Origin of the sequence: Thalassotalea sp. SU-HH00458, from assembly GCF_040362795.1 — a bacterium.
Lineage (GTDB): Bacteria > Pseudomonadota > Gammaproteobacteria > Enterobacterales > Alteromonadaceae > Thalassotalea_H > Thalassotalea_H castellviae.
The window spans coordinates 44354-68515 of sequence record NZ_BAABWW010000005.1 but is presented as its reverse complement, the minus strand read 5'-3'; the positions used below and the strand labels follow the sequence as shown (position 1 = coordinate 68515).

Sequence of the window (24162 nt, the reverse complement as noted above, 5' to 3'; positions counted from 1 at the left end):
AATATTTGATAACATCATATAACTATCTTATTCACATGCCGTTTTAATGAAATACCACGTTGATACTTTTGTTCTAGATGTACAAGCGCGTACGTTATCTGCTGATAACAACTGTCAGAACATTCGGCCTAAAACGTTAGAAGTTCTGCTATATCTGGCTAATAGGGCTGGAGATACGATCAGTAAACAGGAGCTATTGGACTGTATTTGGGATGATGTAAACGTAGATGATGGTGTTATCTTTCAGTCTATTAGGGAAATTCGTCAATTATTCGGTCACTCGGAAATTATTCTTAATTTTCCGCGAAAGGGATATCAATTTACCTCAAAATTAGAACCTATTACCCACAGTCAACCAAACAAACTGAACGGTTTAATAAAACCTCCGATATTGAAATTTTTTGTTGCTGCCATTTTATTCATCTGTTTAACCTTATTTACGTTTTTTTTATCAAACGAAGACACTGCCAACGTTAATTTCGATCAAAGTATTCTTGTGCTACCAATAAAAAATAGTATTCCTTACGGAGAAAACGATTGGATTTATTTAGGCGCGATGGAACAATTGATTGCAAAACTAAAAGGCTTACCTGCTTCAATTTTTATTTATCAAGGCACTTACATTCCTCATTTAATGTACACCGCAGGTTTGGAACGAAAGTTCTCATCCAATGATGTCGCTAAAATATTTAGTATATCTGGTGCTACATTAATTGTTGAAGCAGAGATATTAGGCTATGTCTCTGATTATAAATTGGTTTATAAATTTCATGCCGTAAATGGTGTAAAGCAAGGCGTTATTCTTGATACCTCAATAGATGCTGCACTTGTCACCTTATCAAAAAAGTTAGCCGACTTTATTAATCAACCACGTCAAAAAAGTGAATATAAGCCAATAAATGAGTTTAACGATGCATTATTTGCTGAAGCCATGATTAGTTATGAATCAGACTGGCATACCTCGATTAGTTTTTTTGAAAGTTATCTATCATTAAATCCTGACTCGATTATTGCCATGATCTATTTAAGCAAATTGTACTTGTGGAATAATCAAACAGATAAAGCAGCTGATTTACTAGATAAATCCTCTAATGTCTTGATAGAAGATCCACTCGAAGTAGCGAATATTCAATTACTTAAAGGGCGAATTTCAGCTAAAAAGCAAGATTTTAAACAAGCATTACAATGGTATAAACAAGTGGCTAAGATCACGGATAAACACCAAGATTGGTTCCTAAAAGCCAGTGTAGCCGAAGAGCAAGGCTTAGTTTATCTTAAACAAAAAAGACTTAACAAATCCTTAGCGGCGTTTACAAATGCGCTGTCTGCATACCAAATTATTCAAAGCCAAATAGGCATAAACGCCACACGACTTCATTTAGCTGAGGTGTTTTTTCTGCAAGGAAATATTGAGCAGTCCAAAGAAAGTTATACAAAGGCAAAGGAAAGTATCGAAAGCATCAAACTAGAGTTTTTATACTCGATGTTAGAGCAGTATGAAATCAAATTCGAAAATCTAGTTAAATATTAGTTCGTTTGACAACTTGGACAAAAAACTGAGCTGCGGTTCGATTGGCGAATTTCCTCTAAAGTTTCCTGACAGGTAAAACATTTTTCGCCTGCACGACCATACACTTGTAATTTTTGCGCAAAATACCCCGGACGGCCATCTGCTTGCGTAAAATCTTTTAACGTTGTACCGCCTTGTTCAATAGCATCTGCCAATACTTTTTTAATGATATCCGTTAAGGTATTTAGGCGTTTTTCAGATAAATTTCCCGCTAAGGCAGTGGGTAAAATACCCGCTTTAAATAGTGCCTCGTTGGCGTAAATATTTCCAACACCGACAACAACCGGATTCGACATTATAAAAGTTTTTATCGGCACTTTTCGATTTTTAGCCTTGTTAAATAAGTAGCCATGAGCAAAGTCATCACTTAACGGTTCGGGCCCTAGTTTACTTAAAAATCCTTGTTCATCAACATGTTCCGCAAGCCATAACACCGCACCAAATCGTCGTGGATCATTGAGTCGTAAGGCTTTTTTATTGGCAAACGCTAAATCAAAATGATCATGTTTAGCGACAGGCGTACTAGCATCGATAACACGAATAGTGCCTGACATACCTAAATGAATTAATAACGTGCCATGACTAAATTCAATCATTAAGTATTTAGAACGACGTTTAATTGCTAAGACTTTTTTACCAACTAAACTTTGCACTTCATCAGGAATTGGCCAACGTAACTGTTTATGACGCACCACAACATCGGTCACTTGTTGATGAATAATATGGGGCGTAATGCCTAAACGACATACTTCAACTTCGGGTAATTCTGGCATTTATTTCATTCTTTTTTAGTTATAAGGCAAGGTGATTCATTCGTTTCACAAATGCTTGTGCGAAGCGAAGAGGTGATTGCTCATCCATATTGAAATATAAGGACGGTTCAATCAGTTCTGCTTCCATCAGCGCAAAGCCAGTTTGGTCACGAACAAAATCAACTCGAGCATAAAGTGGCATAGTAAATAATTGACTGATCGCTTTCAGACATTGCGCCGCATGTTCAACCAAGGCGGGTTCAGGTTCAATCGTGGTTAAACGGCCACCATGCTCTTCTTGTACACGAAAATCATCGGGTTGTGGTGTTTTTAAAATGGCATGACTATATTCACCATTAAAATAGAACAATGAGTATTCTCCTTCAGCTAGGATAGCCTCCATAAAAGGTTGGATCATAAAATCACGACCACGAAAAGCACGATTAATTGCAGCAAGTGACTGTTTAGCATTGGCTTTAGTTAGCCAAAAAGTATTGTCGGCATTGGCGCTAATTCGTGGTTTCAACACAATTTGTGGTTGGCTAAAATCGGAAAAATACTGATGTAAATCGTCTTCAGTAATTTCCTCATTGGCTTGTAATGAATCTCGCCACAGCGTTGGCACTATATTTACGCCACGTTCGGCTAGTTCTTTTAAGTAAATTTTATCAATATTCCAACGAACAATAGCTAAACTATTTTCAAGATGCGCGGTAGATTGTTCAATAGTTTCTAGTACTTGCAGAAAAGCTTCAGCATCTTCTTGATAGTCCCAAGGCGTTCGAATAATCACAGTATCATACTTATCCCAATCAACATTTTTTGCTCGCCATGAAACCACCTCAACGTGCCAACCAAGTGCAGATAAATGAGGCTCAAATAAATGATCATAAGCCTCAAAATCCTCTAATGTATCCATTGATAACACCGCGCATAATTTCATGATAAACAACCTTAATTGCCAAAAATTTGTGTAGGTAATAATTGAGCATAAATTTGTAGTGGTAAAACTGACCATAGTTGTGTTTGATGATTAAAAATCAGTAACTCATGTTCAGTTGTATGCAAGCTTAATAATAAGGCTTGCGGGTGTCCCGCCAATTCTACGCTTACAAGTAAAGCTAATTGTTCATCGATTCCGATGGGTTCATCAACGGGTGTAGCGATACTCTGTTGCCACGCCATCATCATTTGTTCAAGTGCTTGCCCAGAGATGTTGTCTGGAATTGCACGCCACGTTTTTCCGATGCGTTCTATCTTGATTTGCTGATTAATCGTTAACGTTAATACCACAGCATTATTACCTAGTATGGGTGTTTCTTGCCGGACTTGTTGCTCAGTATTTTCCGCAGATGTAAAAACGTTATCATGAGTTGCGTTGATCAATAAAATAAAGCCCAATACCGCAAAAATAATAACGTTATTCCATCCGGCACGAGAAAACTTAATCATAATAAATACCTAACAAACCCTAAATTACGCAACAAATTAACAACACATGATACGAAACTAACTAACAAAGCGCAGCGATTATTTTCATTAATTACCGTATAATAGCCACAACAATAACAATCCCCTAAATAGGTTAATGACAATGAGCAACACCTTTAAAAGCACTTGGTATAGTGTGTTATTAGCGCTTGCAATAAGCTTTTCAGTACAAGCTGGTGATAACAATACTAGCCAACAATTTAAACAATTAATTGATGAACATTGGCAAACCGCCAATAAAGAGCAAATTTTTTTCCGTAAAGACCCTGATGCATTTCGTATGAACGGGAAATTGCCTGATATGTCAAAAGCTGGCCGTGATCGACGAGAAAAATATAATAATGAGTTATTACAACGATTAGCAAAAATAAACGTTAATGATTTATCGAGTGAAGACCAAATTACTTATCGACTATTTAAATATGAACGTCAAACTGAAGCCAATAGCTACCAACAACTTGATCACTTATACCCGCTAAACTACTACTCAGGATTTGATAGTTACTTCGCCGGTGCTCCTGCCAATATGTCATTTTTAACTAAGCAAGATTATCAAAATTACTTGATTAGTTTGGCAGACTTTCCACGTTACAACCAAGAGCATATTGATTCATTAAAAGAAGCTATTTCTGTAGGCCACGTGCATTATTGTGAAACATTCAGTAAATATCATAAAGGCATTAGTCAACACATTGTTGATGACGTGCAGCAAAGTGTTTTTTACGCACCATTTGCCAATATTCCCGCTAATTTTTCAGCCCAAGATAAACAACATTTTCGTGCCGCTGGATCGAAATTGATTAAAGAGTCGATTATTCCAGAATACAAAAAATTCTATGAATTTTTCACTCAAGAATACATGGCCAACTGTCGCAGCAAAGTAGGCATTAGCGAATTGGCTGGCGGTAAAGATTATTATAAATATTTAATCGAATTTTATACCACCACAGACATGACGGCGGACGAAATACATCAATTAGGTTTAAATGAAGTCAAACGTATCCGCGAAGAAATGCAGACCATTATTGAGCAAGTCGGTTTTCAAGGTGATTTTAAAGCTTTCATTGAATTTTTAAGAACTGACGAACAATTTTATACGACAACCGAACGCGATTTACTCGAAAAGGCCAGCTATATTACACGTAAAATGGCGGCACAATTGCCAAAATGGTTTTCCAAATTACCTCAGCAAACTTTTGATATTAAATCAGCACCCAATGGCGGAGCTTATTACGTGGCATCTGATGGAAGTGGCACCACATCGGGCACTTACTTTCTAGATACCAAAGACTTAAAAAGCCAGCCACTATATACCTTAGAAGCATTAACATTTCATGAAGCAGAGCCTGGCCATCACTTTCAAAGTGCCATTGCGCAAGAAGTGGATATGGCAGAATTTAGAAAAACCCTATACCACGCAGCGTATGGTGAAGGCTGGGGGTTATATTCTGAAAGATTAGGTAAAGAAATTGGCTTTTATCAAGACCCTTATAGTGATTTTGGTCGTTTAACGTATGAAGCGTGGCGCGCTTGTCGCTTAGTAGTCGACACCGGTATGCATGCCAAAGGTTGGTCTCGACAACAAGCTATCGATTATTTAGCCGAAAATACCGCGTTAAGTATGGCTGATGTTATTGGCCAAATTGACCGCTACATTAGCTGGCCAGCTCAAGCGTTATCTTACAAAATTGGCGAAATTAAAATCAGACAATTACGTGCTCTAGCTGAACAAGAGTTAGGTGATAAATTTAATATCCGTAAATTCCATGACCAAATGCTCAAAAATGGCAGCTTACCATTAGCCTTGTTAGAAGAGTTAACCAAAGATTGGATCGAACAACAGAAATAACCTGTCATGCCCTGCCTGATGTGGATAATAGAAGATTTATTGTCACATCAGGTATTTCACGTCATCCCATTGTATATTATCGATTCGCCATTAGTTTTTTCGATAATATTTGTACGCTATATTATACAAAGCCCCAAGTGTGATTAATTATTATACTATTGTGAGCGACTCAAAGATAAGTTACCGTTACTTATCTATTTAAAAGTCAATACAGGAAGTTACTATGAACTTTACCAAAACATTGTTGCTAACCATCATGTTTTTAGTGAGTGTAAATGCCCTTGCGCTCGATAAAAAAACCTTAGAGAAGTTTAGCCAATACGATAATAATTCTGAGTTTGTCATCATCTATGACGATGTAGAAGCGATCTTAAAAGCCTCTGTTTTATATATGGGTAATTCAACTCGACAAAAAGCGAAAAAATCTAAGGCCAGCATAGGCACCCGTTTTAGAAACAAAGTGAAAGCGTTAACCGATTTAGAAGGCAATCGTTTTCATTATGAAGCTTTTGATACCCCAGAGAAAATTCAGTTAATGACCAATGTCAGAAAAAGCTTAGAGTCGTTACCTAGCAATTCACCGTTACATTTTTTCTCTAAAGATGAACAACTTGCCTATTGGCTCAATTTATACAATGTTTCTTTGCTTGAGCAATTATTACTGATATACCCACGAAGAAATCTCGAATCACTCACTGAGAAAGGGCAATTATTTGATCAAAAAAACTTACTGGTTGACAACGAGAAGCTTAGTTTAAATGATATTAAGTCAATTGTGATTCATAATTTTGGCTATGATCCGTTATTAATATACGGCTTCCACCAAGGTTATATCGCAAGCCCAGATATCAGAAGAGAGCCCTATACCGGCAAAAGAGTATGGAAAATTTTAGAACGCAATGCGAATTTATTTATTAACTCTAATCGCGGTACTTTTAGTGATGGTTCAAAAACCTTTAGAGTGTCGAAATTGTATGAACAAAACAAAGCTTTTTTTAAAGATTTTGATGAAGACTTAAGAGACCATTTAAAGAAATATTTAAATCGTTCTTATAAAAGCAAACTTCTTGCCACCGACGAAATTAAAACGAATACCACAAACTGGAAAATTGCCGACTTATACGGCACAGAAAGAAAATATGGTGGAAGTGTTTCAACAAGCTCAGCAGCACTGATTGATGCGTTTGTCGCTAAAGGACCAGATGGCATAAAAGAAAATGTTTCTTTTACAAATAGCGGTTATATGAACAGTAATATCACAAATTTCTCGCCACTCAAAGGAAGGTTCTCTGAGGCTCAAATTCAAAAAATGAAAACAATGATGAAACTGCAAGAGATAAGAAAAGGCACAGTAACCATCACTGACGAAGAAGAGAATGAGAGCCAAGAAAAATAACACGTCCGAATAAGTTTAGGCCATAACATTACAGCGATACCTACCCATCGTCTTTGTTATGGCCATTTTCTTAACCTACTTTATGAAAACCACAAGATTTTTATTATGTGCGGCAGATTTAATGCAACCTTTGATAGCGGCGTAAAAAAGCTTTATACCCGTTTAAATATTAATAAAGTTATCGATAAGCCAATTGATAAACGTTTCGTTAAGGCGGCAGATGTTGTTTCTATTGTCAGAAACAGAAACGAAAGTAGAGTGGTAGAAAATGCTATTTGGTGGTTATTGCTTGAACAAAGTGATAACGGCTTTAAACCGTCGAAATATACCTCGTTTAATACCCGATATGATAAATTAAATACGCCTAGAAGTGCGGGATATCATGCTTTTCGCCATTCTCGTTGTATTTTTGCTGTCAAAGGTTTTGGCGAAACAGAGTTTAAAAATAAAAAACCGGTTCATTATTATGATATGCACGCAGAAAGCGGTGGGTTGTTACTAGGAGGCTTGTGCCGAGATTGGTTGCATCCGCACACGGGTGAAGTGAAAACGTCTTGCTCCATTATTACCTTGCCTGCACATGACAAACTCAAGCACATTCACAGCAAAGCCATGCCTTTAATTCTTCCGCAAGAAGATAACCTCGTCGATGATTGGTTAAATACTGAAATTACCAATGTGGAACCATTTCACGACTTATTAATACCGCGGATACCGCAAAATTTACTCGCTCAGCCAATCGATAAACCTTTGACTCATCTGGCGCTAGGTGAAGTTGAATTCATTGTAAAAGATGCGATTTGAGCATTGTTCAAAGTATTAATTGACGATCTCATCGGCTAAAGAAGCTAACATGATGGCTAAATTCGCTTTTACCTCAAAGAAAGCTACCGACGAGTCTTATTCATCTTTTGTGTGAAACTCCACCGTATGATCATCAACACCTAGCACACTAGCTTGCACAATATGCTCGTCATCAGTCAAGGTGATCAATCCAATACCGCTGCCGTTATAAAGTGTATTGTCGACAGCATCATTTGGTTTTCTTACCCGTATTTTCATTCGTCTTCGCTTAGTAAACCAATTAAGTGGCGAATACGGTGCATACAAATAACGATTTAATGTATCCAACCAATTCAGCAACTTAGCAGGAAATTGATTTTTAATACCGCTACAGGTAATTTGCACTATTTTTGACTTGCTGCGTTGAAAGCGATGCGTCACATCGTAAACAAAAGAGTAATGCACATCACCCGAGAGAATAATAAACTCAGGCGGTGTTTTTACATGACGAAAAATATTCAGCATGACATTAGCCGTACCGGCGTGTGCCATCCAGTTTTCGGCATCCACCATTAATGGTTGACCGAAGAAGGTGAATATTCGTTGGATCGTTTCTATCATTTTTACCCCATAAATGGGTGCAGGTGACACTAAAATAACTTTTGGTTCGTTAATCAGCTCTTGCTGTAACTCTGACAACGCTTCCCAGTCCATTAAACCAGATGGCTTAGATGAACGACTTTCTGAACGCCAACGTTGTGTTCGGGTGTCAAGCACCACCACTTTTGGTGATGTTGCTAAACTGTAGTGCCACTGTTGCCAATCAAACAGTTTTTCAATTAAATCTGCGTGCTGTTGAATGCCTTCGTCGGTAAAAAAATTATCGCATTGCTCATTTAACTCAGTGAACTTCTTTGGCGCATTGCCCCAGCCTTGACACAACCAATAACTGATTAAACTATTGCCAATGATACGTTTTGAAAATGGATGTCCATATGCTGCTTCTTCCCAACCGCGAGTTAAGTTCCAGTCGTCGGTGATGTCATGATCATCAAAAATCATATAACTTGGAATATGTGCTAATGCTCGTCTTACTTTCGATAAGCCTTTCACAAAACCTTCAATAATCATTTGTTCTTGTTGATATTGCTGTTGATATTCAACCGGTATTTTCGCCAGTGAAAAATCAATCAATTGCCACAATTGAGGAGACCAAACCAACAGATACATGGCGATATTTTCAGAAAAAGTGACTAAATGATTTTTCGAGTTAACTGAAGTAAAGATAGGCTTTTTACTGGCTGCAAAAAATTTTTCATAAACCGCTTTATTGGCTTTAGTGTAGGGTAATAATTGGTCGCGTTGATAATAACAAAGTTCGCTGTTAAATAACCCTTCACTCTCGTTGACAACCGCTCCTTCCCAGCTTTCGTGATACAAACCCAATAGCTCAATTACTTGGTGAATTGCCACTAATGTTGGGCCAGCCACATCATCCGCATAAATTTGATCACCCGACATCATTAACATGGCAGGACGTTCATCATCACCATTTAAACTGCTAGCAATAACATCATCAACTCGTTGTAAACCATCAGCACTATCAAAATGTGGTTTTCGACAAGAACCATGCAGCATAGTGTTGATATCGTGCGTAATAACAAAGCTTGGGTACTTTTCATCTTGATATAAAAACTCAGTCAGTTGCTCACTAATCGATTGAGTCACGCCGTCATCAATAAATTCAAAGTTATAATGAAGCTTGCTTTTATAAGGAAGTGCTTGGTCAAAATCAATAGAAATTAGGTGTATAAATGCGTGCTTACCAATGGTGATCACTTGTTGCTCTTGTGGCGTTAGTGCACGGTCAAACAGTGAATCATTATCATGAAATAATTTAAAACTTAACGGAAAAGGCTTACTGGTAGCGAGCCAAAAAGTAAGTTGCTTCGCTTCAACATGCCTAACAATAGGCCCTGACAATAATGCTGGTAAGGTAGACAAATTATTGATAATAAATTTCACTTATGATTAACACGTTGTCGCTAGTGTATATCAAGGGAATTTACATTATCAATAGGTTTTATAATTGGGAAACGTCAAGCTGTTTATGTGAAATAGGGGGAGTAATATGCTCCCCCAATCAGCTAAACATTATTGCTAAACTAATAACCAAAGCACTCGCTATAATAGTATAAATCACTTTTTGGTTATCTTGCTGCTGCTGTTGTTGCATTTGTTTTAGCAAAGCCACTTGCTCTAATTGACTTTCTTTACCATTTTTTAAATAGTCATAAACGAGATCAGGCAACTCAGGTAATTTTTCATTCCAGAAAGGGATATTTTCTCTGATTTTATTGAAAACCGCTTTCACGCCCATTTGTTCTTTGACCCAATTTTCGAGAAATGGCTTTGCGGTTTGCCATAAATCTAATTGCGGGTAAAGTTGCCGTCCTAGACCTTCGATATACAACAAGGTTTTTTGCAGTAGCACTAACTGCGGCTGCACTTCCATATTAAAACGTCTTGCGGTATTGAATAAATTAACCAATACCTGACCAAATGAAATTTCAGCCAAAGGCTTATTAAAAATAGGTTCGCAAACCGTACGAATAGCAAATTCAAATTCATCGACACTTGTCCCAGCTGGCACCCAACCTGAGTCCACGTGCAATTGAGCAACCTTGCGATAATCTCGATTAAAAAAGGCGACAAAATTTTCAGCTAAATAGCGTTTATCATCACGATTTAACGTCCCAACAATACCGCAATCGATGGCAATCCAAGTAGGATCGGCAGGTTTGGTAGCATCAACAAATACATTACCAGGATGCATATCTGCATGAAAAAAACTATCACGAAATACTTGGGTGAAAAACACTTCGACACCGCGCTCTGCTAATAATTTCATATCAACATTTAGCTGGTGGAGCTGTTCAATATCGGCGACACCAATACCATAGATACGTTCCATAACAAGGACATTTTTGCTACTGAACTCACTATAAATATCAGGCACATAAAGCACATGATCATTTTCTCGACCTTGACTGAAGTTACGCTTTAATTGAATGGCATTAGCGGCTTCTCGATTTAAATCGAGTTCATCTAAAATCGTCTTTTTATATTCAGCAACCACTTCTTTAGGTCGTAATCGTTTGCCGTCGGGTAACCATCTTGAAAAAATACCGGCAAACATCGCCATTACTTTAATATCAGCATGAATCACTTTGTCAATCTTAGGACGCAATACTTTAATCACGACTTTCTTTGCTTGATCAGTTTGTTTTAATGTCGCGGTATGAACTTGTGCAATTGATGCAGATGCTAAAGGGGTTAAGTCAAAGTCTTCAAAAGATTGTAAAAACTCCTCTTTTCCTATGGCATCAATAATTAATTGTTGCGCAATTTCGCCATCAAATGCTGTCACTTGATCTTGAAGTAATGCTAATTCATTTGAAAAATCGTCAGGTAATAAATCGCGTCGTGTTGATAACATTTGACCAAATTTAATAAACACTGGGCCGAGTGATTCAATTGCTAATCTAAAGCGTAGAGCTAAGGCTTTATCTTTGTGTTTATTTCTGATCCAAAAGACACTAAATCGGGCACATTTGATGTACCAAGGAATAGACTTTTTCGGTAATAATTCATCTAAACCAAAGTTTAAAAACGTTTTAACGATGCGATATAAACGAAAACTACTCACAACAATTCCTAATTAGACAATACATTAATCATTTTCCTGTTTGGAAATGCTGAATACCTTTGCAGCTAACTCTGCTAACCTTTGCTCTATATTAGCAACTTCGCTAGTAATTTCATTTACTTGTTGGTTAAATGCAGTCAATTGACTTTCGGTAACAACTAAACGCTTTTCATGTACAAGCCATTCACTTGCATCAGCTTGTATTTGCTGGCTAGCAAACTTTAATTTATCCGTTAACCATAATGAAAATTGTGACAGCTTATAAGTAGGGATATCACCAATATGGTGAGCAAATTCAGATTGCCAATCTATGGTTAAGTGTTCAAAAACACTCGCAAACTGTTGTGCTACTTTAATATCACCTAAGATATCGAGTTTACCTTGTTTAATTAATTCAGTGAGTTGCTGTTCTTTTTGTAATTCAACCAAACTTGCAATACTCGTTTTTAGCTGACAATCACTTCGCTCTGTTAACCTTGTTACTAATATCGTTTGCTGGTGAATCGAGAAACTGATCGGAAAAGCAAGTTCAGTTAATTCAAGTGTTAAGGTTTTTTGCTCTAACGGAGTTAATACTTGTAAGCCATGGATATTTAGAGACAAAGCTTTATTGAGTATTTTTTCTATTACTGAACAAAGGGCTTGTTGATGCATAATTTGGCTCATATTTTTGACTCAGTTTTATTAACTGGTAAAAGCTAAAACTTATAGCCTTTATGTAAAGCAACCACACCGTCGGTTAAATTTTTATAAGAGGTTTGCTCAAAACCTGCATCATTCATCATACCTTTTAAGGTTTCTTGATCAGGATGCATACGAATAGACTCAGCTAAATATTGATAGCTGTCGCCATCTTTAGCGACTAAATCACCCATTTTTGGCAAAATATTAAAGGAATAAAAATCATAAATTTTATTGATAATTTCATGCTCTGGCTTAGAAAACTCTAACACAAGTAAACGACCGCCTGGCTTTAATACTCGGTACATTGAACGCAGTGCCATTTCTTTATCGGTAACATTTCGTAAACCAAAAGCAATGGTAATAATATCAAAAGTATTATCTTCAAACGGTAAATATTGTGCGTTCGCTTGTACATATTCTATATTTTGTACTAAGCCTTTATCACGCAATTTATCGCGGCCAACATTTAGCATTGAACTATTAATATCAGCTAAAATAACTTTACCTTCACGGCCAACCAATTTTGAAAATTTAGCCGTTAAATCACCCGTTCCACCGGCCAAATCTAAGACCTTATTACCAGGTCTTACGCCACTAGCGTCAATGGTAAATCGTTTCCATAAGCGGTGAATACCAAACGACATTAAATCGTTCATCACATCATATTGTTGCGCGACAGAATGAAAAACACTGGCCACTTTTGACTCTTTTTCGTTTTTCTCAACGGTTTGGTAGCCAAAATGTGTTGTGTTTTCAGAATCAATGGGATCTTGTTGGCTGACTGTGGGTTGTTCTGAAGATGACATAAGGTTTTCACTAAGCTAAAAAATTAGCAATAGTCTACCGTATTTTCCTGTAATATTTAACACTTCAGATCAAGTAAACTTGCGTGGCAAGTAAATTGGTAATGAACTTTTCAATATTGCTCACTTCTAATGTCTATCAATATCACCTTATCAGGAAATTTTATGTCCATTAAAACGCTACTTCTTGCCGCTATTGGGGGACATCTATTGAGCGGTTGTTCAGCAAAAGAATTATATAACGCTGGTAAAAAACAACAAGAAACACATTGTAATCAATATGTTGGCCATGAAAGAGCACAGTGTTTGCAAGACATTAATCATAAAAGTTATGAAGTTTATCAGCAAGAACGCCAGCAAGTCATCAAAGGTGAAGTTGACGAGCAATAAGATTGAAACTTTGTCTGGCATTTTTCACAAACAAGAAGATCTATTCACCAAAAATCTTTAATGAGTAAATAAGTCGAACACATTCCCTAAAGTACTTGTTTTCCCTCGATAAAACTCGGTATAAGTACAGTTTGCACATATTACGGCAGTGAACTTTCGATTTTGCATATCAAAAATTTTTGACCAGCCGCTGCCCGTGGTTGCAATAGTATCGGTCTCATATTCTTGGCAATCACATTTTGGGCATTTCCAACGATTAGACATAGTATCTCCTTAATAAACGTGTACGATACTTGAGCATCGCCATGAAATGCTTTGCTCAAATCATACTCGCGGTTAATCACTTAATTATCATACCAAATACCGTATTTATCTCCTTGACGTTTTAAAAAGTGATAAAGGTAGGCAATAAATAGCAGCATTAATCCCCCGGTAAGCGCTGCTTCATTAATTAAGCCAAGGCAGCAAAATAAGAAGCCAAAACAATGACCTATTACTTCAATTCTTTTTGCGGTCGCTCTACTTGGCCGTCTTTCCAAAAAATTAAAAATAAACCAAAATTTTAATAATATAGGTAAGGTTTTCCAATTATCTGATTGTTTATTCACCGTAAATTTCTCCTGATTTAATGTTGATATATCAACATCTAAGGCAGCGGCAAGACACTTTAACGATTCTAAACTGGCATTTTTTCCACTCTCAATTCGTTGAATGGTGCGAACATTCAATCCCGACATCTGTGCTAATTGCTCTTGGGAAAGATGACGACTAATGCGTAGCTCTTTTAGAATCATAAAATTATCTCTTCGCTTAAAATGATCAAGATACGTTTTACTGTCTGTGTCTGTTACGACAGTTACCCGACACTATAGCGACATTCTAGTCACAGTGAAAAATTTTACTGATTTCATTTATGATGAAACAAAAACCCTATACGTTTTAACCGGCAATGTTATCGAAATGTCGAACTCAACTTTTCTATCTCTTGCGCTTTATCAGTGACATTTTGACCATTTTCATTCACTTGCTCGGCATTGTTGACATTTTCTTTTGAAATACTATCAATATGATGGACACTTTGATTAATTTCGTTAGCAACAGCGCTTTGTTCTTCAGAAGCAGTCGCTATTTGAGCGGTAACATCGGTAATATCGTCTAACATGGCTTTAATATTTACCATGCTTTCTTTCGATAATTTAGAATCATCAACACATTGTTCTGCATCATCACGACTTGCCAGCATAACTTGACTCCATTGCTGCAAGGTGTTTTGCAATTCAACCACAGAGCCCCTGATTTGCTCAGTTGCCGATTGCGTTCTACTCGCTAATGTTCTCACTTCATCGGCAACTACCGCAAACCCTCTTCCTTGTTCTCCAGCTCTCGCCGCCTCAATTGCCGCATTAAGGGCAAGTAAATTTGTTTGATCGGCAATCCCTTCAATCTCCGACATAATGGTTGAAATTTTATCCGCATCTTCAACTAGGCTATTTGCCGACGTTGCTGCTTTTTCAACTTCACCTGCTAAATGGATGATTTTACTTTGACTGGTTTCAATGGTTGTAATGGTTTTCGAACTTTCATCTTGAATAATAACGACTTTATCATGGGCGCCAGCAGTATTTTTACTGACTTCATCAATGGTTGCTGTCATTTCATTAATAGCAGTTGCCAATTGATTTAGCTGTGAATTCTCTTCAAATAACCCTTCTAGGGTTTTGCTTGAGGTATCTTTCAACTGTTCAGCTAAATCAAGTAAACTTTTTCCTGTGTCGTTGCCTCGACCTAAAATGGTGCGAACTTTCGCTTGCTGTAAAAGGTTGGGATAATTCAATAGACTAAAAATTCCTTTACCAGAGAAAATTAGCCGGGATGGACTATCATAGCTTGCTTTTGTCTCAGAAATTTTCGCCGGCAATAAAATGAATTCATCATTAAAAATCACGACAACTGCCAGTAAAGTCATGAATAAGATACAGGCGGCCACCAAAGAAAAAGCATAAGCCAAATAACCACATGACATAACACAAATTAAGGTGGCTAAAACTCTTTTAACGTTAATATTGGTTGAAAATTCAACGGTATTTTTATCTTGATTCAACGCATCGTATAATGTTTGCGCGGCAACTTTATCTTTTTTGCTGGGTAAAGTGCGAACCGATTGGTAACCAACAATTTTATCATTTTCATACAAAGGGGTTACATAAGCATCAACCCAATAATAATCACCATTTTTACAGCGGTTTTTCACCATGCCTCGCCATGAATCACCCCGTTTTAATTTCTGCCATAAATCAGCAAATGCCGCTTTAGGCATATTTGGGTGGCGAACAATATTATGATGTTGCCCGATAAGCTCTTTGGCACTGTAACCTGCTACTCGACAAAAGTCCTCATTAGCATATTGTATTACCCCTTGAAGATCTGTGATGGAAACAAGCTGCTCGGTTGATGGAAACGTCACTTCATTATTAGTCATGTTCATCTTTAAGTATTAATCCTTACCAGTCTAGCTAAACTAGATTGTCCTTTTTAACTACGACAAAAATTTTTCGGTCTTTTAATATTGGATCAACTCAATAAATATAGCCAATAAAAATTGTATATATTTTTCTCTGAGATATTGATAATTAATAAGTTATCTTCTGTTTGCTATAAAAAAGGGGAAGCAAAAATGCTTCCCCAAAGTAACCTCAAGATTTAGAGGTTAACTAACGCAAGGTTGATCATGAACATTGAGTTATAAAACATATTTCACGGATAACTGTGCATAATTTGAGTCAGCTTCAAGATCCTCTGCGTCAAAGTTACCCACTTCAACCCCATAAGAAAGTTTTGGAGTGATGGCTTTAAAAACATTAACGCCCCAATGTGTACGATCTCTGTCTGACTCTTCGGTTTGTGTATTACCATAGAAGAAATTCGAACGAAGATCTTCCGTCCAAAAATGACGATAAGACACTAAAATTGATGTTGTTTCTTCAACTTCTTCACCCACTAAGTCCGTGGCAGCTGCTGCACCTACATAACGTCCAGTATTGCCACCATGAAGTTGAAAACGAAAATCATCTTTGCCAAAAGTATTTATTCTGCCCGCGATACCATAACCTAACGCTGACTCAGACTCTCCCAATGCAGTTTCAAGTTGTTTAGCAACTGCGGCTACGGAAACATTACCCCAGTCTCCTTTAAAGGTATATTTACCAATCACATCTGGCATGGAATCTTTTGAGCCATATCCCCCAGAGCCCACATAGCCACCATATGATTCAGGATTTTCAATAGACACTTGGAAGCCACCATTGGTATAACGCACTAAGTCTTGGCGAATAAAAGCCGATGCCACTAATGGGCCGCCAAAATCTGCCGCTTCAGCAATAGCACTTGTATTGACAAATGTTGACCAGGTTTGACCTACCGTCCAATTTTTATACTTGATAAACGCATGTCTTAAACGAGGGTGGCGTGAGTTAGTCAGCTTTTCATTACCGCCACCACCAAATAAATCAAATTCAATAAAACCGGTAATATCTCCACTGACGTACTTAGTATTAAAGCGGGTAGAATCGGCATGAAATCGCGTGTTAGAAATTTCATCTTTAACCACATGACCGATCCAAAAGTCATCATTGGTTAATGTTGATGCGGCATTACCATCGATATAGCGAATATCCCCTTGAATATAACCGCCAAAAGTAATGGTATCTGTATCATTGACTTGAATGGAATAACCGGCATTAGCAGAACTTGCTAAAAACAATAAACTAGTCGCCAATAGGCTTTTTTTTCCGTTTAACATTTCACTTTCCCCATAGTTTTTTGTCAGCCTTAGAAAGAAAACAAAACAATCCTCTGGCCATATTTATTGAGTGCTTATAATTTTTATGGTTAATACGGTAGAGAGTTAGATGAAATTTAGGAATTAGACCTAAGTCTACATTTACGGTTATTTTAGGTAGACTTTAGTCTTATATAATCTAGCATTTCGTCTTAAAATCATGATGGACTATCGTATGATGAGCCAACAAACTCTCAGGATTATGCTAGGCTCTACCAGCAAATTTATGTGCGATTAAACTATAATAAAAAGGTTGTTTTCATGAAAAAACTACTCTCTATCACTGTATTAACATTGTTCACTACAGGGTTAGTCCAAGCAAAACAGTTAACGAAAGAGGATTACCAGCAAGCTGAAAAACAACTTTCTGCGACCACAAAAAAATTAGTAACCGGGACGGTTGAATACCCACATTGGTCGAGTGAGAATGCGCTTTATTACCGCAGCCATACCTCTGAGGGCAATAGGTTTTATCGCATTGATGCAAAGAGCAAAAAAAAATCATTCGCTTTTGACCACCAAAAATTAGCTGAAGCGCTTGCCCGTATTACAGAAAGTGACATCAATCAACATAATTTACCTTTTACTACCATTCATTCTTCTGAACAAAACGTCATCACGTTATCAATAAAAAAGCAGAGTTATCGTTGTGATATAACACAATATTTATGTCAAATAGATAAATTGGCCAAAGCATCAAATGAACTGTTAGCGCCAAATGGTAAACACGCAGTTTATATTCAAGATCATAATTTATGGTTGCGCGATATAGCCACCAATAAAACAACTCAACTGACCACTGATGGTATTGAAAATTTTGGCTATTCTACAAATAACGCGGGCTGGGTAAGGCGCTCAACGCCTGTAGTGAAATGGTCTCCCGACTCTAAAAAACTTACTACCTTTAAACATGACAGTAGAAATGTCGGTGAAATGGCCATAGTATCAAGCGCAGTTGGTCATCCAAAAATAGATGTTTGGAAATACCCTTTACCTGGTGATGAGCACATTTTTAAGATTCATCGCGTGGTGATTGATGTTGAAAATGCCAAAGTAACTCCGCTTGATATGGCACCTGATGATCATCGCTCTACCATTACTGATCATGTTGCTGGGCGAGACGGCAGTTTATTAGATATCGATTGGGCTGAAGACAGTAATAGTTTTGCTTTTGTTTCTTCTTCTCGTGATCATAAACAGGCGACATTACGTATCGCCAACGCGAATACAGGCAAAGTGAAAACAATCTTTACCGAAACAGAAGACAGTTTCTTTGAGTCTGGCGTTCAAGGGATTAGCTGGAAGTATCTCGAAAAAAGTAATGAAGTTATCTGGTTTTCACAACGCTCTGATTGGGGACATTTATATTTAATTGATCTTGAGTCAGGCAACATAAAAAAACAAATCACTCGCGGAGACTGGACGGTAATTTCTCTGTTACATGTTAACCAAGATACTGGTAAGTTAATTTTCACCGGCGCTGGTAAAGAAGGTGGCGACCCATATTTTCATTACCTTTATAGTGTAAACAAAGATGGTTCTAACTTGCAGTTATTAACGCCTGAAAAGCAACATCACAGAATTACATTAGCCGACAATGGACAATATTTTCTCGATCGTATTTCAACGTACAACCAAGCAGAGCAGAGTTATATACGCAGCACTGAAAATGGTCAAAGTTTTGCGATTGAAACTATGGATATTGCCAAATTATTACAAACCGGCTGGCAAGCGCCCACCCCCTTTATAGTTAAAGACCGAAATGGTCTGCATGATCTGCACGGTTTAATGTATAAACCATCAAACTTCGACGCAAATAAATCTTATCCTGTCGTCAATTATTTATATCCTGGGCCTCAGGTAGGCAGTATCCGCGGCCGTCATTTCAGAGAAGCGAGAGGAGACAATCAAGCCATTGCCGAATTAGGTTTTATTGTGATAGAAATTGATGCCTTAGGAACACCGGGACGATCGAAAAGTTTCCATGAATTTTATTACGGTAATATGGGCGACAGTGGCATTCCTGATCAAGTTGCCGCGATAAAACAATTAGCACAACAGTACACCTGGATAGATGATTCAAATGTCGGTATTTGGGGGCATTCTGGCGGAGGTTTTGCCTCTACCCGAGCCTTATTACTTTACCCTGATTTTTATCGTGTAGCGGTGTCACAAGCAGGTAATCACGACAATCGAAATTATGCCGATGAATGGGGTGAAAAATTTCATGGTTTAGTCACTGAAAACGAAAGGGGTGAAAGTAATTATGACAGCCAAGCGAATCAATTAATCGCGAAGAATTTGAAAGGTAAATTGCTTATTGCCCATGGCACAACCGACACCAATGTCCACCCCAATAATACATTAGAAGTTGTCAATGCGTTAATTGAAGCAAATAAAGATTTCGACATGATTATGCTACCTAATCGCGGCCATGGTTTTGCTCGTGAACCCTTTATGATGCGTAAACGTTGGGATTATTTTGTTGAGCACTTAATGGGAGCTCAGCCACCAAAAGAATTCACGTTTAAGACGCTTAAAAAATAACGTTTACAATCAATGTTGAAAATAATTATCTAATAAAAATCACTGCAAAATAATTAAAGGGCGCAAAGTTAATAGTACTTAGTGCCCTTTTTTTGTCAGTAATTTAGCGCTTCAACCTATCTTTTGAGCTCATCACTTAGTAAAACTAATTTTGTAAAAAATTGCCTTTGCTGCTTAACTTTGCTTTAGATCAATAATCTAGCTTCAGTAGCATTTATAATGAAGGTAGAAATCAACAGGAGATTACAGATGTCCGAGCAACTGATAAATACCTTAAAAGATAAACAAGTTGAACTCACAAAGCGTGTCGCGGCAATCGAAGCTGACTTTAAAAAAGGTCGCTCTGCCGATTTCTCCGAACAAACCACTGAAAGTGAAAATGATGAGGTGTTAGACGAAATTCTTCAGGAAGCTAAAACAGAGTTATCATTGGTAAAGAATGCCATTTCAAAGCTCCAACAAGGACACTATGGTATTTGTGAATCATGTGATGATGACATAAACCCTGAGCGTTTGAAGGCATTACCTTACACCACTACCTGTATTAAATGTGCTAAATAGGATATTAACATGACTGTAGAAAAACATGATTTACACCACGAATTTCCAGAATTTAATGATGAAATTAGAGCATTAAAAATATCCGACGCTCACTTTTCTCGCCTATTTAAAGAATATCATGAACTTGATCATGAAGTGCATCGTATCGAGCAAGGTGTTGAAAACACTTCAGATGAATATTTAGAGACACAAAAAAAGCAAAGGCTCAAATTAAAAGATCAGCTTTTTGTTATATTAAAAAAAGCGCAAACAGCCGCTTAACAACCTTTCTACCTATCAATTTGGCTAACGTACTCAGTTAGCCATTTAACTATCAATTTTTCACCTTTATTTGAATATAAACTCGACCAACAATTAATATTTCTCTTCGAAGATAAGAGTCAATATCCTCTATTTTTATTCACAGCTTTCAAAAAATTAATGAACGGTGAATATCAACCATTTTACCGGTGCTTTTTGATTTAAAAATCCTGACAGTTGGATAATGGTTACAAACATAAATATTCCAATCCTGATTAAACTTTTAGGTATTTATAATCAGTAGAAAGCTCTTCATTTAGCAACAGGTCGTATTTTGTACATTAGTTAAGTTTTTTCTTACATATAAAACAGATACTTAAAAATAAGTGTAAAGATATGTTGCAAACTACTCTGTTTATTTTTTGTTAATTTTTTGTTTAAAATTTGTTAAATCAATAATTTTAATTATGGTTATAAGACTCGTAATAGATGAGTACACAATAATAATTAACTAAAAATAAGAGATATTTATGAAAATTAAACACTTCAATTATCTGTTAGTTGCGATGTCGGTTTCACTTTCTCCGACGATGATGGCGGCTAATTCAGACGGTATTCTAGCAAAAACCAATAACGGACAAGCGATGTTTTCCTCAGGAAAGCTAGGGACAATTGACGCAACATTTAACATGAAAGAAATGCATAATGTCTTGTCAAATTATGCTAAAACACCATTAGCGAGTAATAATTCATTTATTATCAAAAGAAAATGGCAAGATGAATTAGGTCAAAACCATACTCAATTAACACAAAAAATTAATGGTATTGAAGTCTTTGGTACCAATGTCACCATTCATGCTAAATCAAATAGAGCTCTTAAAGGCTTACAGCAAAATACCGGTAAAAGCGAAATTTATGCAATTTCTGGCGTTATCGCGCATGCTGAACCATTAAAGACTAAAAAGAATGCTGTGCTTAGTGCGACAAGCGCGACCGCACGTGTCATTGAACTTGCTCAAGAAATGGGAGAAGTAACAACTACGCCAGTGCAAGCTTATGTATATTTACCCTTAAGCGAAGAAACCAAACTTGCTTGGCAAGTAGAAGTCACGTGGGATAATGGCGGTGAAGATTTTGGCCGTGATATTTTATATTTTGATGCAAATTCATTCACGTTATTAACACGCCATGCCCAAGTGCATTCGGCAAAAAATTGGCGCTCGTATACCTTACAAAATCAAAGTCAATCTGCTGCACCAGGTCAACTTTTATGTACCAACAACCAAAGCTGTGGTGACGCGTCGGCACAACGTGCCCATGACGGTGCCTCTAAAGTGTATGATTATTATAAAAGCCGTTTCAATCGAAATGGTATCAATAACAATGACATGACTATGATTTCTAGTGTGCATTTAGGTAATAACGTTGCCAATGCTTATTGGACTGGCAGTCAAATGATGTACGGCGATGGTGATGGACAAGTACTCGATGATTTAACGTTAAGTTTCGACGTCATTGGTCATGAGTTAACGCATGGCGTAACACAATATACTGCGAATCTTATTTATAACAATGCCTCAGGCGCATTAAATGAAGCGTGGTCAGATATTTTAGGTGTGGCAGCAAAAGCATATCGTGACAACACCACACAAGCTGACTGGTTATTAGCTGAAGAAAGCTATACTCCTGGCGTTAGTGGCGATGCTATGCGTTATATGAAAAACCCTACTCAAGATAACTACTCTAAAGATTGGTGGCCAGAACGTATTCCTTATGTCAGTAATCCAAGTAACAGCAACGATCAAGGGGGGGTTCACGGTAACTCGGGAATTGCTAATTTAGCTTTCGCTTTGTTGACAGATGGCGGGCAACACCCACGTAATAAATCAAACGCAACTGTCAATGGAATTGGCTTATTAAAAGCTGAACAAATATTTTATCGCGCTTTAACCACGTATATGAATCAAAGTACTAACTTTGCGGGCGCAAGGAGTGCAACGGCGCAAGCTGCGGCTGACCTGTATGGTGCAGGAGAAAAAACAGCGGTCGAAACGGCTTGGTGCGCCGTCGGTGTAGGTGCATGTCCTTCAACTGGTAATACAACCGAGGTATTACAAAATGGTGTAGCAAAAACGGGGATTTCTGGTGCTGCAAAAGCTGAAATGTTTTACACCCTTGATGTACCTGCTGGCGCGACTAACTTAACATTTACCACATCAGGTGGCTCAGGAGACGCAGATCTTTATGTCAAATTTGGCAGTGCTCCTACATTGTCTTCGTCTGATTGCAGTAGTACCACAGCGACCAGTAATGAAAGTTGTAATATCTCCAATGTTCAAGCTGGTACTTATTACGTGATGGTTCAAGCATGGAATCAAATCAGTGGTGTTAGCTTAACCGGAAGTTACCAAGCGAGTACGGGTGGACTTGATCCAATTTATGAAAGCGTGAGTGGCGTGTCTGTCGGGCAATCTGCGTGGAAACGATATACATACACGTTGCCTGCGGGCTATGCAGATATGGATATTTCGATATCTGGAGGCACAGGTGATGCAGACTTATATATCAACTTTGGCTCACAGTCGACTACAAATAACTGGGATTGTCGCCCATGGAAAAACGGAAATAATGAAACTTGTTCGTTTAACAATCCATCGGCAGGCACTTGGTACATAGATATTTATGGATATAGCAGTGCTTCTGGCATCACTTTGTCGTTATCGGCAAATCCATAACACCTTCGAATAACTTCCTATGGTTCACTAGTTAACTAGTGAACCATTTTCTTGTCGTTCAGTAAAATTAAAAAATTCGATTAAACTTTGTCTTTTGGCGCCCCTTCATCACATTTTTTACACACTAATTGCTGACCTAACATGCCATTTCGGCCCTGCTCTGTAACGACCCAAGGGCGATTTATAAAAGGCGGTTGATGTCTGACATGTTGAAAGTGATCACAGGCTAATTCCGCCACCCAATCAGCTTGTTCATCTAAATGATATCCGACAATAGTTTGTTTCATAATATGCAATTACTTCATGATAATTTCAGTGACCACCTGTGTTTTCACTGAGTTAGCAATAAAGCATTGCTCATGCGATTGATGATGCATTTTGGTTAGTTGTGCTTTCGTTGGCTGTTTATCACCCGAAAATTGCACTAACGGTTTTAGCGTGACTTTGGTCATCGAAATTTTCCCTGCTGAATCTTTCTCCATCTGCCCAACAGCATTATCTAGATATGATTCGACAACAAACTTATTTTTTGCAGCGATAGATAGAAAAAAGAGCATATGACAGCTTGATAACGAAGCAATAAAAGCTTCTTCCGGGTCAACATGTTCTGCGACCGAATAAGGTATTGGCACAATGTGGGGCGAAGAAGAAGCTTTTACCTTAGCACCGCCATCAAATGCCCATTCGTGACCTCGACTATATTGATTGTCTATATATTGTTCGTCTGGCTGCTTTGTCCACGAAATGTTGGCAAAATATTCTGACATTACTTGTCCTCGTTTAATAAACACTTATTTTTTATTGCAGGAAAATG

22 protein-coding genes are annotated in these 24162 nt (G+C 37.5%); 9 read left to right on the top strand and 13 right to left on the bottom strand.

The genetic code is table 11. The features are described 5' to 3' along the window. Window positions 1-46 precede the first annotated feature (46 nt). Window positions 47-1531: a winged helix-turn-helix domain-containing protein gene (locus tag ABXH06_RS09120; RefSeq protein ID WP_353518040.1), complete on the top strand. Its 1485-nt coding sequence runs from the start codon at window positions 47-49 to the stop codon at window positions 1529-1531. On the opposite strand, the gene mutM is transcribed toward ABXH06_RS09120, so the two are convergent. The 3 genes from mutM to ABXH06_RS09105 are packed head-to-tail and all read right to left on the bottom strand — an operon-like array spanning window position 1528 to window position 3774. Beyond that, on the bottom strand, window positions 1528-2343 hold the full coding sequence (gene mutM / locus ABXH06_RS09115; RefSeq protein ID WP_353518039.1) for a bifunctional DNA-formamidopyrimidine glycosylase/DNA-(apurinic or apyrimidinic site) lyase: 816 nt from the start codon (window positions 2341-2343) through the stop codon (window positions 1528-1530). The genes ABXH06_RS09120 and mutM overlap by 4 nt on opposite strands. A gap of 19 nt (window positions 2344-2362) precedes the next feature. Then, window positions 2363-3265: an ATP-grasp domain-containing protein gene (locus tag ABXH06_RS09110; protein WP_503012490.1), complete on the bottom strand. Its 903-nt coding sequence runs from the start codon at window positions 3263-3265 to the stop codon at window positions 2363-2365. 11 nt (window positions 3266-3276) lie between these two features. Further along, window positions 3277-3774, bottom strand: a complete 498-nt coding sequence (locus ABXH06_RS09105; RefSeq protein ID WP_353518037.1) for a hypothetical protein — start codon at window positions 3772-3774, stop codon at window positions 3277-3279. A 142-nt stretch (window positions 3775-3916) separates the two neighbouring features. On the opposite strand from ABXH06_RS09105, the gene ABXH06_RS09100 reads away from it, so the two are divergent. From ABXH06_RS09100 to ABXH06_RS09090, 3 genes are all read left to right on the top strand, one after another. Further along, the gene (locus ABXH06_RS09100) at window positions 3917-5662 is read left to right on the top strand and encodes a DUF885 domain-containing protein (protein WP_353518036.1); all 1746 of its coding nucleotides are present in this window, start codon (window positions 3917-3919) and stop codon (window positions 5660-5662) included. 223 nt (window positions 5663-5885) lie between these two features. After that, a complete protein-coding gene (locus ABXH06_RS09095) occupies window positions 5886-7058 on the top strand; it encodes a DUF547 domain-containing protein (protein WP_353518035.1) in 1173 nt (390 codons plus the stop codon). A 105-nt stretch (window positions 7059-7163) separates the two neighbouring features. Further along, window positions 7164-7862 (top strand): SOS response-associated peptidase family protein, encoded by a 699-nt coding sequence (locus ABXH06_RS09090; RefSeq protein ID WP_353518034.1) that lies wholly within the window; start codon window positions 7164-7166, stop codon window positions 7860-7862. Between the two features lie 96 nt (window positions 7863-7958). Here ABXH06_RS09090 and ABXH06_RS09085 read toward each other — a convergent pair whose 3' ends face one another. The 4 genes from ABXH06_RS09085 to ubiE form a co-directional block, all read right to left on the bottom strand. Beyond that, the gene (locus ABXH06_RS09085; RefSeq protein WP_353518033.1) at window positions 7959-9866 is read right to left on the bottom strand and encodes a metallophosphoesterase family protein; all 1908 of its coding nucleotides are present in this window, start codon (window positions 9864-9866) and stop codon (window positions 7959-7961) included. A gap of 118 nt (window positions 9867-9984) precedes the next feature. Next, window positions 9985-11550, bottom strand: coding sequence for a ubiquinone biosynthesis regulatory protein kinase UbiB (gene ubiB / locus ABXH06_RS09080; protein WP_311581714.1), 1566 nt, complete (start codon window positions 11548-11550; stop codon window positions 9985-9987). A gap of 24 nt (window positions 11551-11574) precedes the next feature. Next, the gene (locus ABXH06_RS09075) at window positions 11575-12216 is read right to left on the bottom strand and encodes a ubiquinone biosynthesis accessory factor UbiJ (protein WP_353518032.1); all 642 of its coding nucleotides are present in this window, start codon (window positions 12214-12216) and stop codon (window positions 11575-11577) included. Between the two features lie 32 nt (window positions 12217-12248). Further along, window positions 12249-13040 (bottom strand): bifunctional demethylmenaquinone methyltransferase/2-methoxy-6-polyprenyl-1,4-benzoquinol methylase UbiE, encoded by a 792-nt coding sequence (ubiE, locus tag ABXH06_RS09070; RefSeq protein ID WP_311581718.1) that lies wholly within the window; start codon window positions 13038-13040, stop codon window positions 12249-12251. A 162-nt stretch (window positions 13041-13202) separates the two neighbouring features. Between ubiE and ABXH06_RS09065 the strand changes: the two genes are divergently transcribed. Beyond that, window positions 13203-13427, top strand: a complete 225-nt coding sequence (locus ABXH06_RS09065; protein WP_311581720.1) for a hypothetical protein — start codon at window positions 13203-13205, stop codon at window positions 13425-13427. A 57-nt stretch (window positions 13428-13484) separates the two neighbouring features. On the opposite strand, the gene ABXH06_RS09060 is transcribed toward ABXH06_RS09065, so the two are convergent. The 4 genes from ABXH06_RS09060 to ABXH06_RS09045 form a co-directional block, all read right to left on the bottom strand. Then, entirely contained in the window at window positions 13485-13691 is a 207-nt protein-coding gene (locus ABXH06_RS09060) for a zinc ribbon domain-containing protein (RefSeq protein ID WP_311581722.1), read from the bottom strand. An 80-nt stretch (window positions 13692-13771) separates the two neighbouring features. Next, on the bottom strand, window positions 13772-14221 hold the full coding sequence (locus ABXH06_RS09055; RefSeq protein ID WP_353518031.1) for a helix-turn-helix domain-containing protein: 450 nt from the start codon (window positions 14219-14221) through the stop codon (window positions 13772-13774). Between the two features lie 158 nt (window positions 14222-14379). Beyond that, window positions 14380-15906 carry a methyl-accepting chemotaxis protein gene (locus ABXH06_RS09050; RefSeq protein ID WP_353518030.1) on the bottom strand — a complete coding sequence of 509 codons (1527 nt, stop codon included), beginning with the start codon at window positions 15904-15906 and terminating at the stop codon, window positions 14380-14382. A 261-nt stretch (window positions 15907-16167) separates the two neighbouring features. Beyond that, window positions 16168-17226, bottom strand: a complete 1059-nt coding sequence (locus tag ABXH06_RS09045; protein ID WP_353518029.1) for a DcaP family trimeric outer membrane transporter — start codon at window positions 17224-17226, stop codon at window positions 16168-16170. Between the two features lie 300 nt (window positions 17227-17526). On the opposite strand from ABXH06_RS09045, the gene ABXH06_RS09040 reads away from it, so the two are divergent. The 4 genes from ABXH06_RS09040 (at window position 17527) to ABXH06_RS09025 (ending at window position 23348) form a co-directional block, all read left to right on the top strand. Continuing rightward, window positions 17527-19812: a S9 family peptidase gene (locus tag ABXH06_RS09040; RefSeq protein WP_353518028.1), complete on the top strand. Its 2286-nt coding sequence runs from the start codon at window positions 17527-17529 to the stop codon at window positions 19810-19812. A 249-nt stretch (window positions 19813-20061) separates the two neighbouring features. Further along, window positions 20062-20373 carry a TraR/DksA family transcriptional regulator gene (locus tag ABXH06_RS09035; protein ID WP_353518027.1) on the top strand — a complete coding sequence of 104 codons (312 nt, stop codon included), beginning with the start codon at window positions 20062-20064 and terminating at the stop codon, window positions 20371-20373. Window positions 20374-20382: 9 nt separating this feature from the next. Next, the gene (locus ABXH06_RS09030; protein WP_353518026.1) at window positions 20383-20634 is read left to right on the top strand and encodes an HP1242/YdcH family protein; all 252 of its coding nucleotides are present in this window, start codon (window positions 20383-20385) and stop codon (window positions 20632-20634) included. 509 nt (window positions 20635-21143) lie between these two features. Continuing rightward, a complete protein-coding gene (locus tag ABXH06_RS09025; RefSeq protein WP_353518025.1) occupies window positions 21144-23348 on the top strand; it encodes a M4 family metallopeptidase in 2205 nt (734 codons plus the stop codon). 80 nt (window positions 23349-23428) lie between these two features. Here the strand turns inward: ABXH06_RS09025 and ABXH06_RS09020 are convergent, their stop codons facing one another. Next, a complete protein-coding gene (locus ABXH06_RS09020) occupies window positions 23429-23635 on the bottom strand; it encodes a DUF3565 domain-containing protein (RefSeq protein ID WP_353518024.1) in 207 nt (68 codons plus the stop codon). A gap of 9 nt (window positions 23636-23644) precedes the next feature. Next, on the bottom strand, window positions 23645-24115 hold the full coding sequence (locus tag ABXH06_RS09015; protein ID WP_311581734.1) for an OsmC family protein: 471 nt from the start codon (window positions 24113-24115) through the stop codon (window positions 23645-23647). Window positions 24116-24162 lie beyond the last annotated feature (47 nt).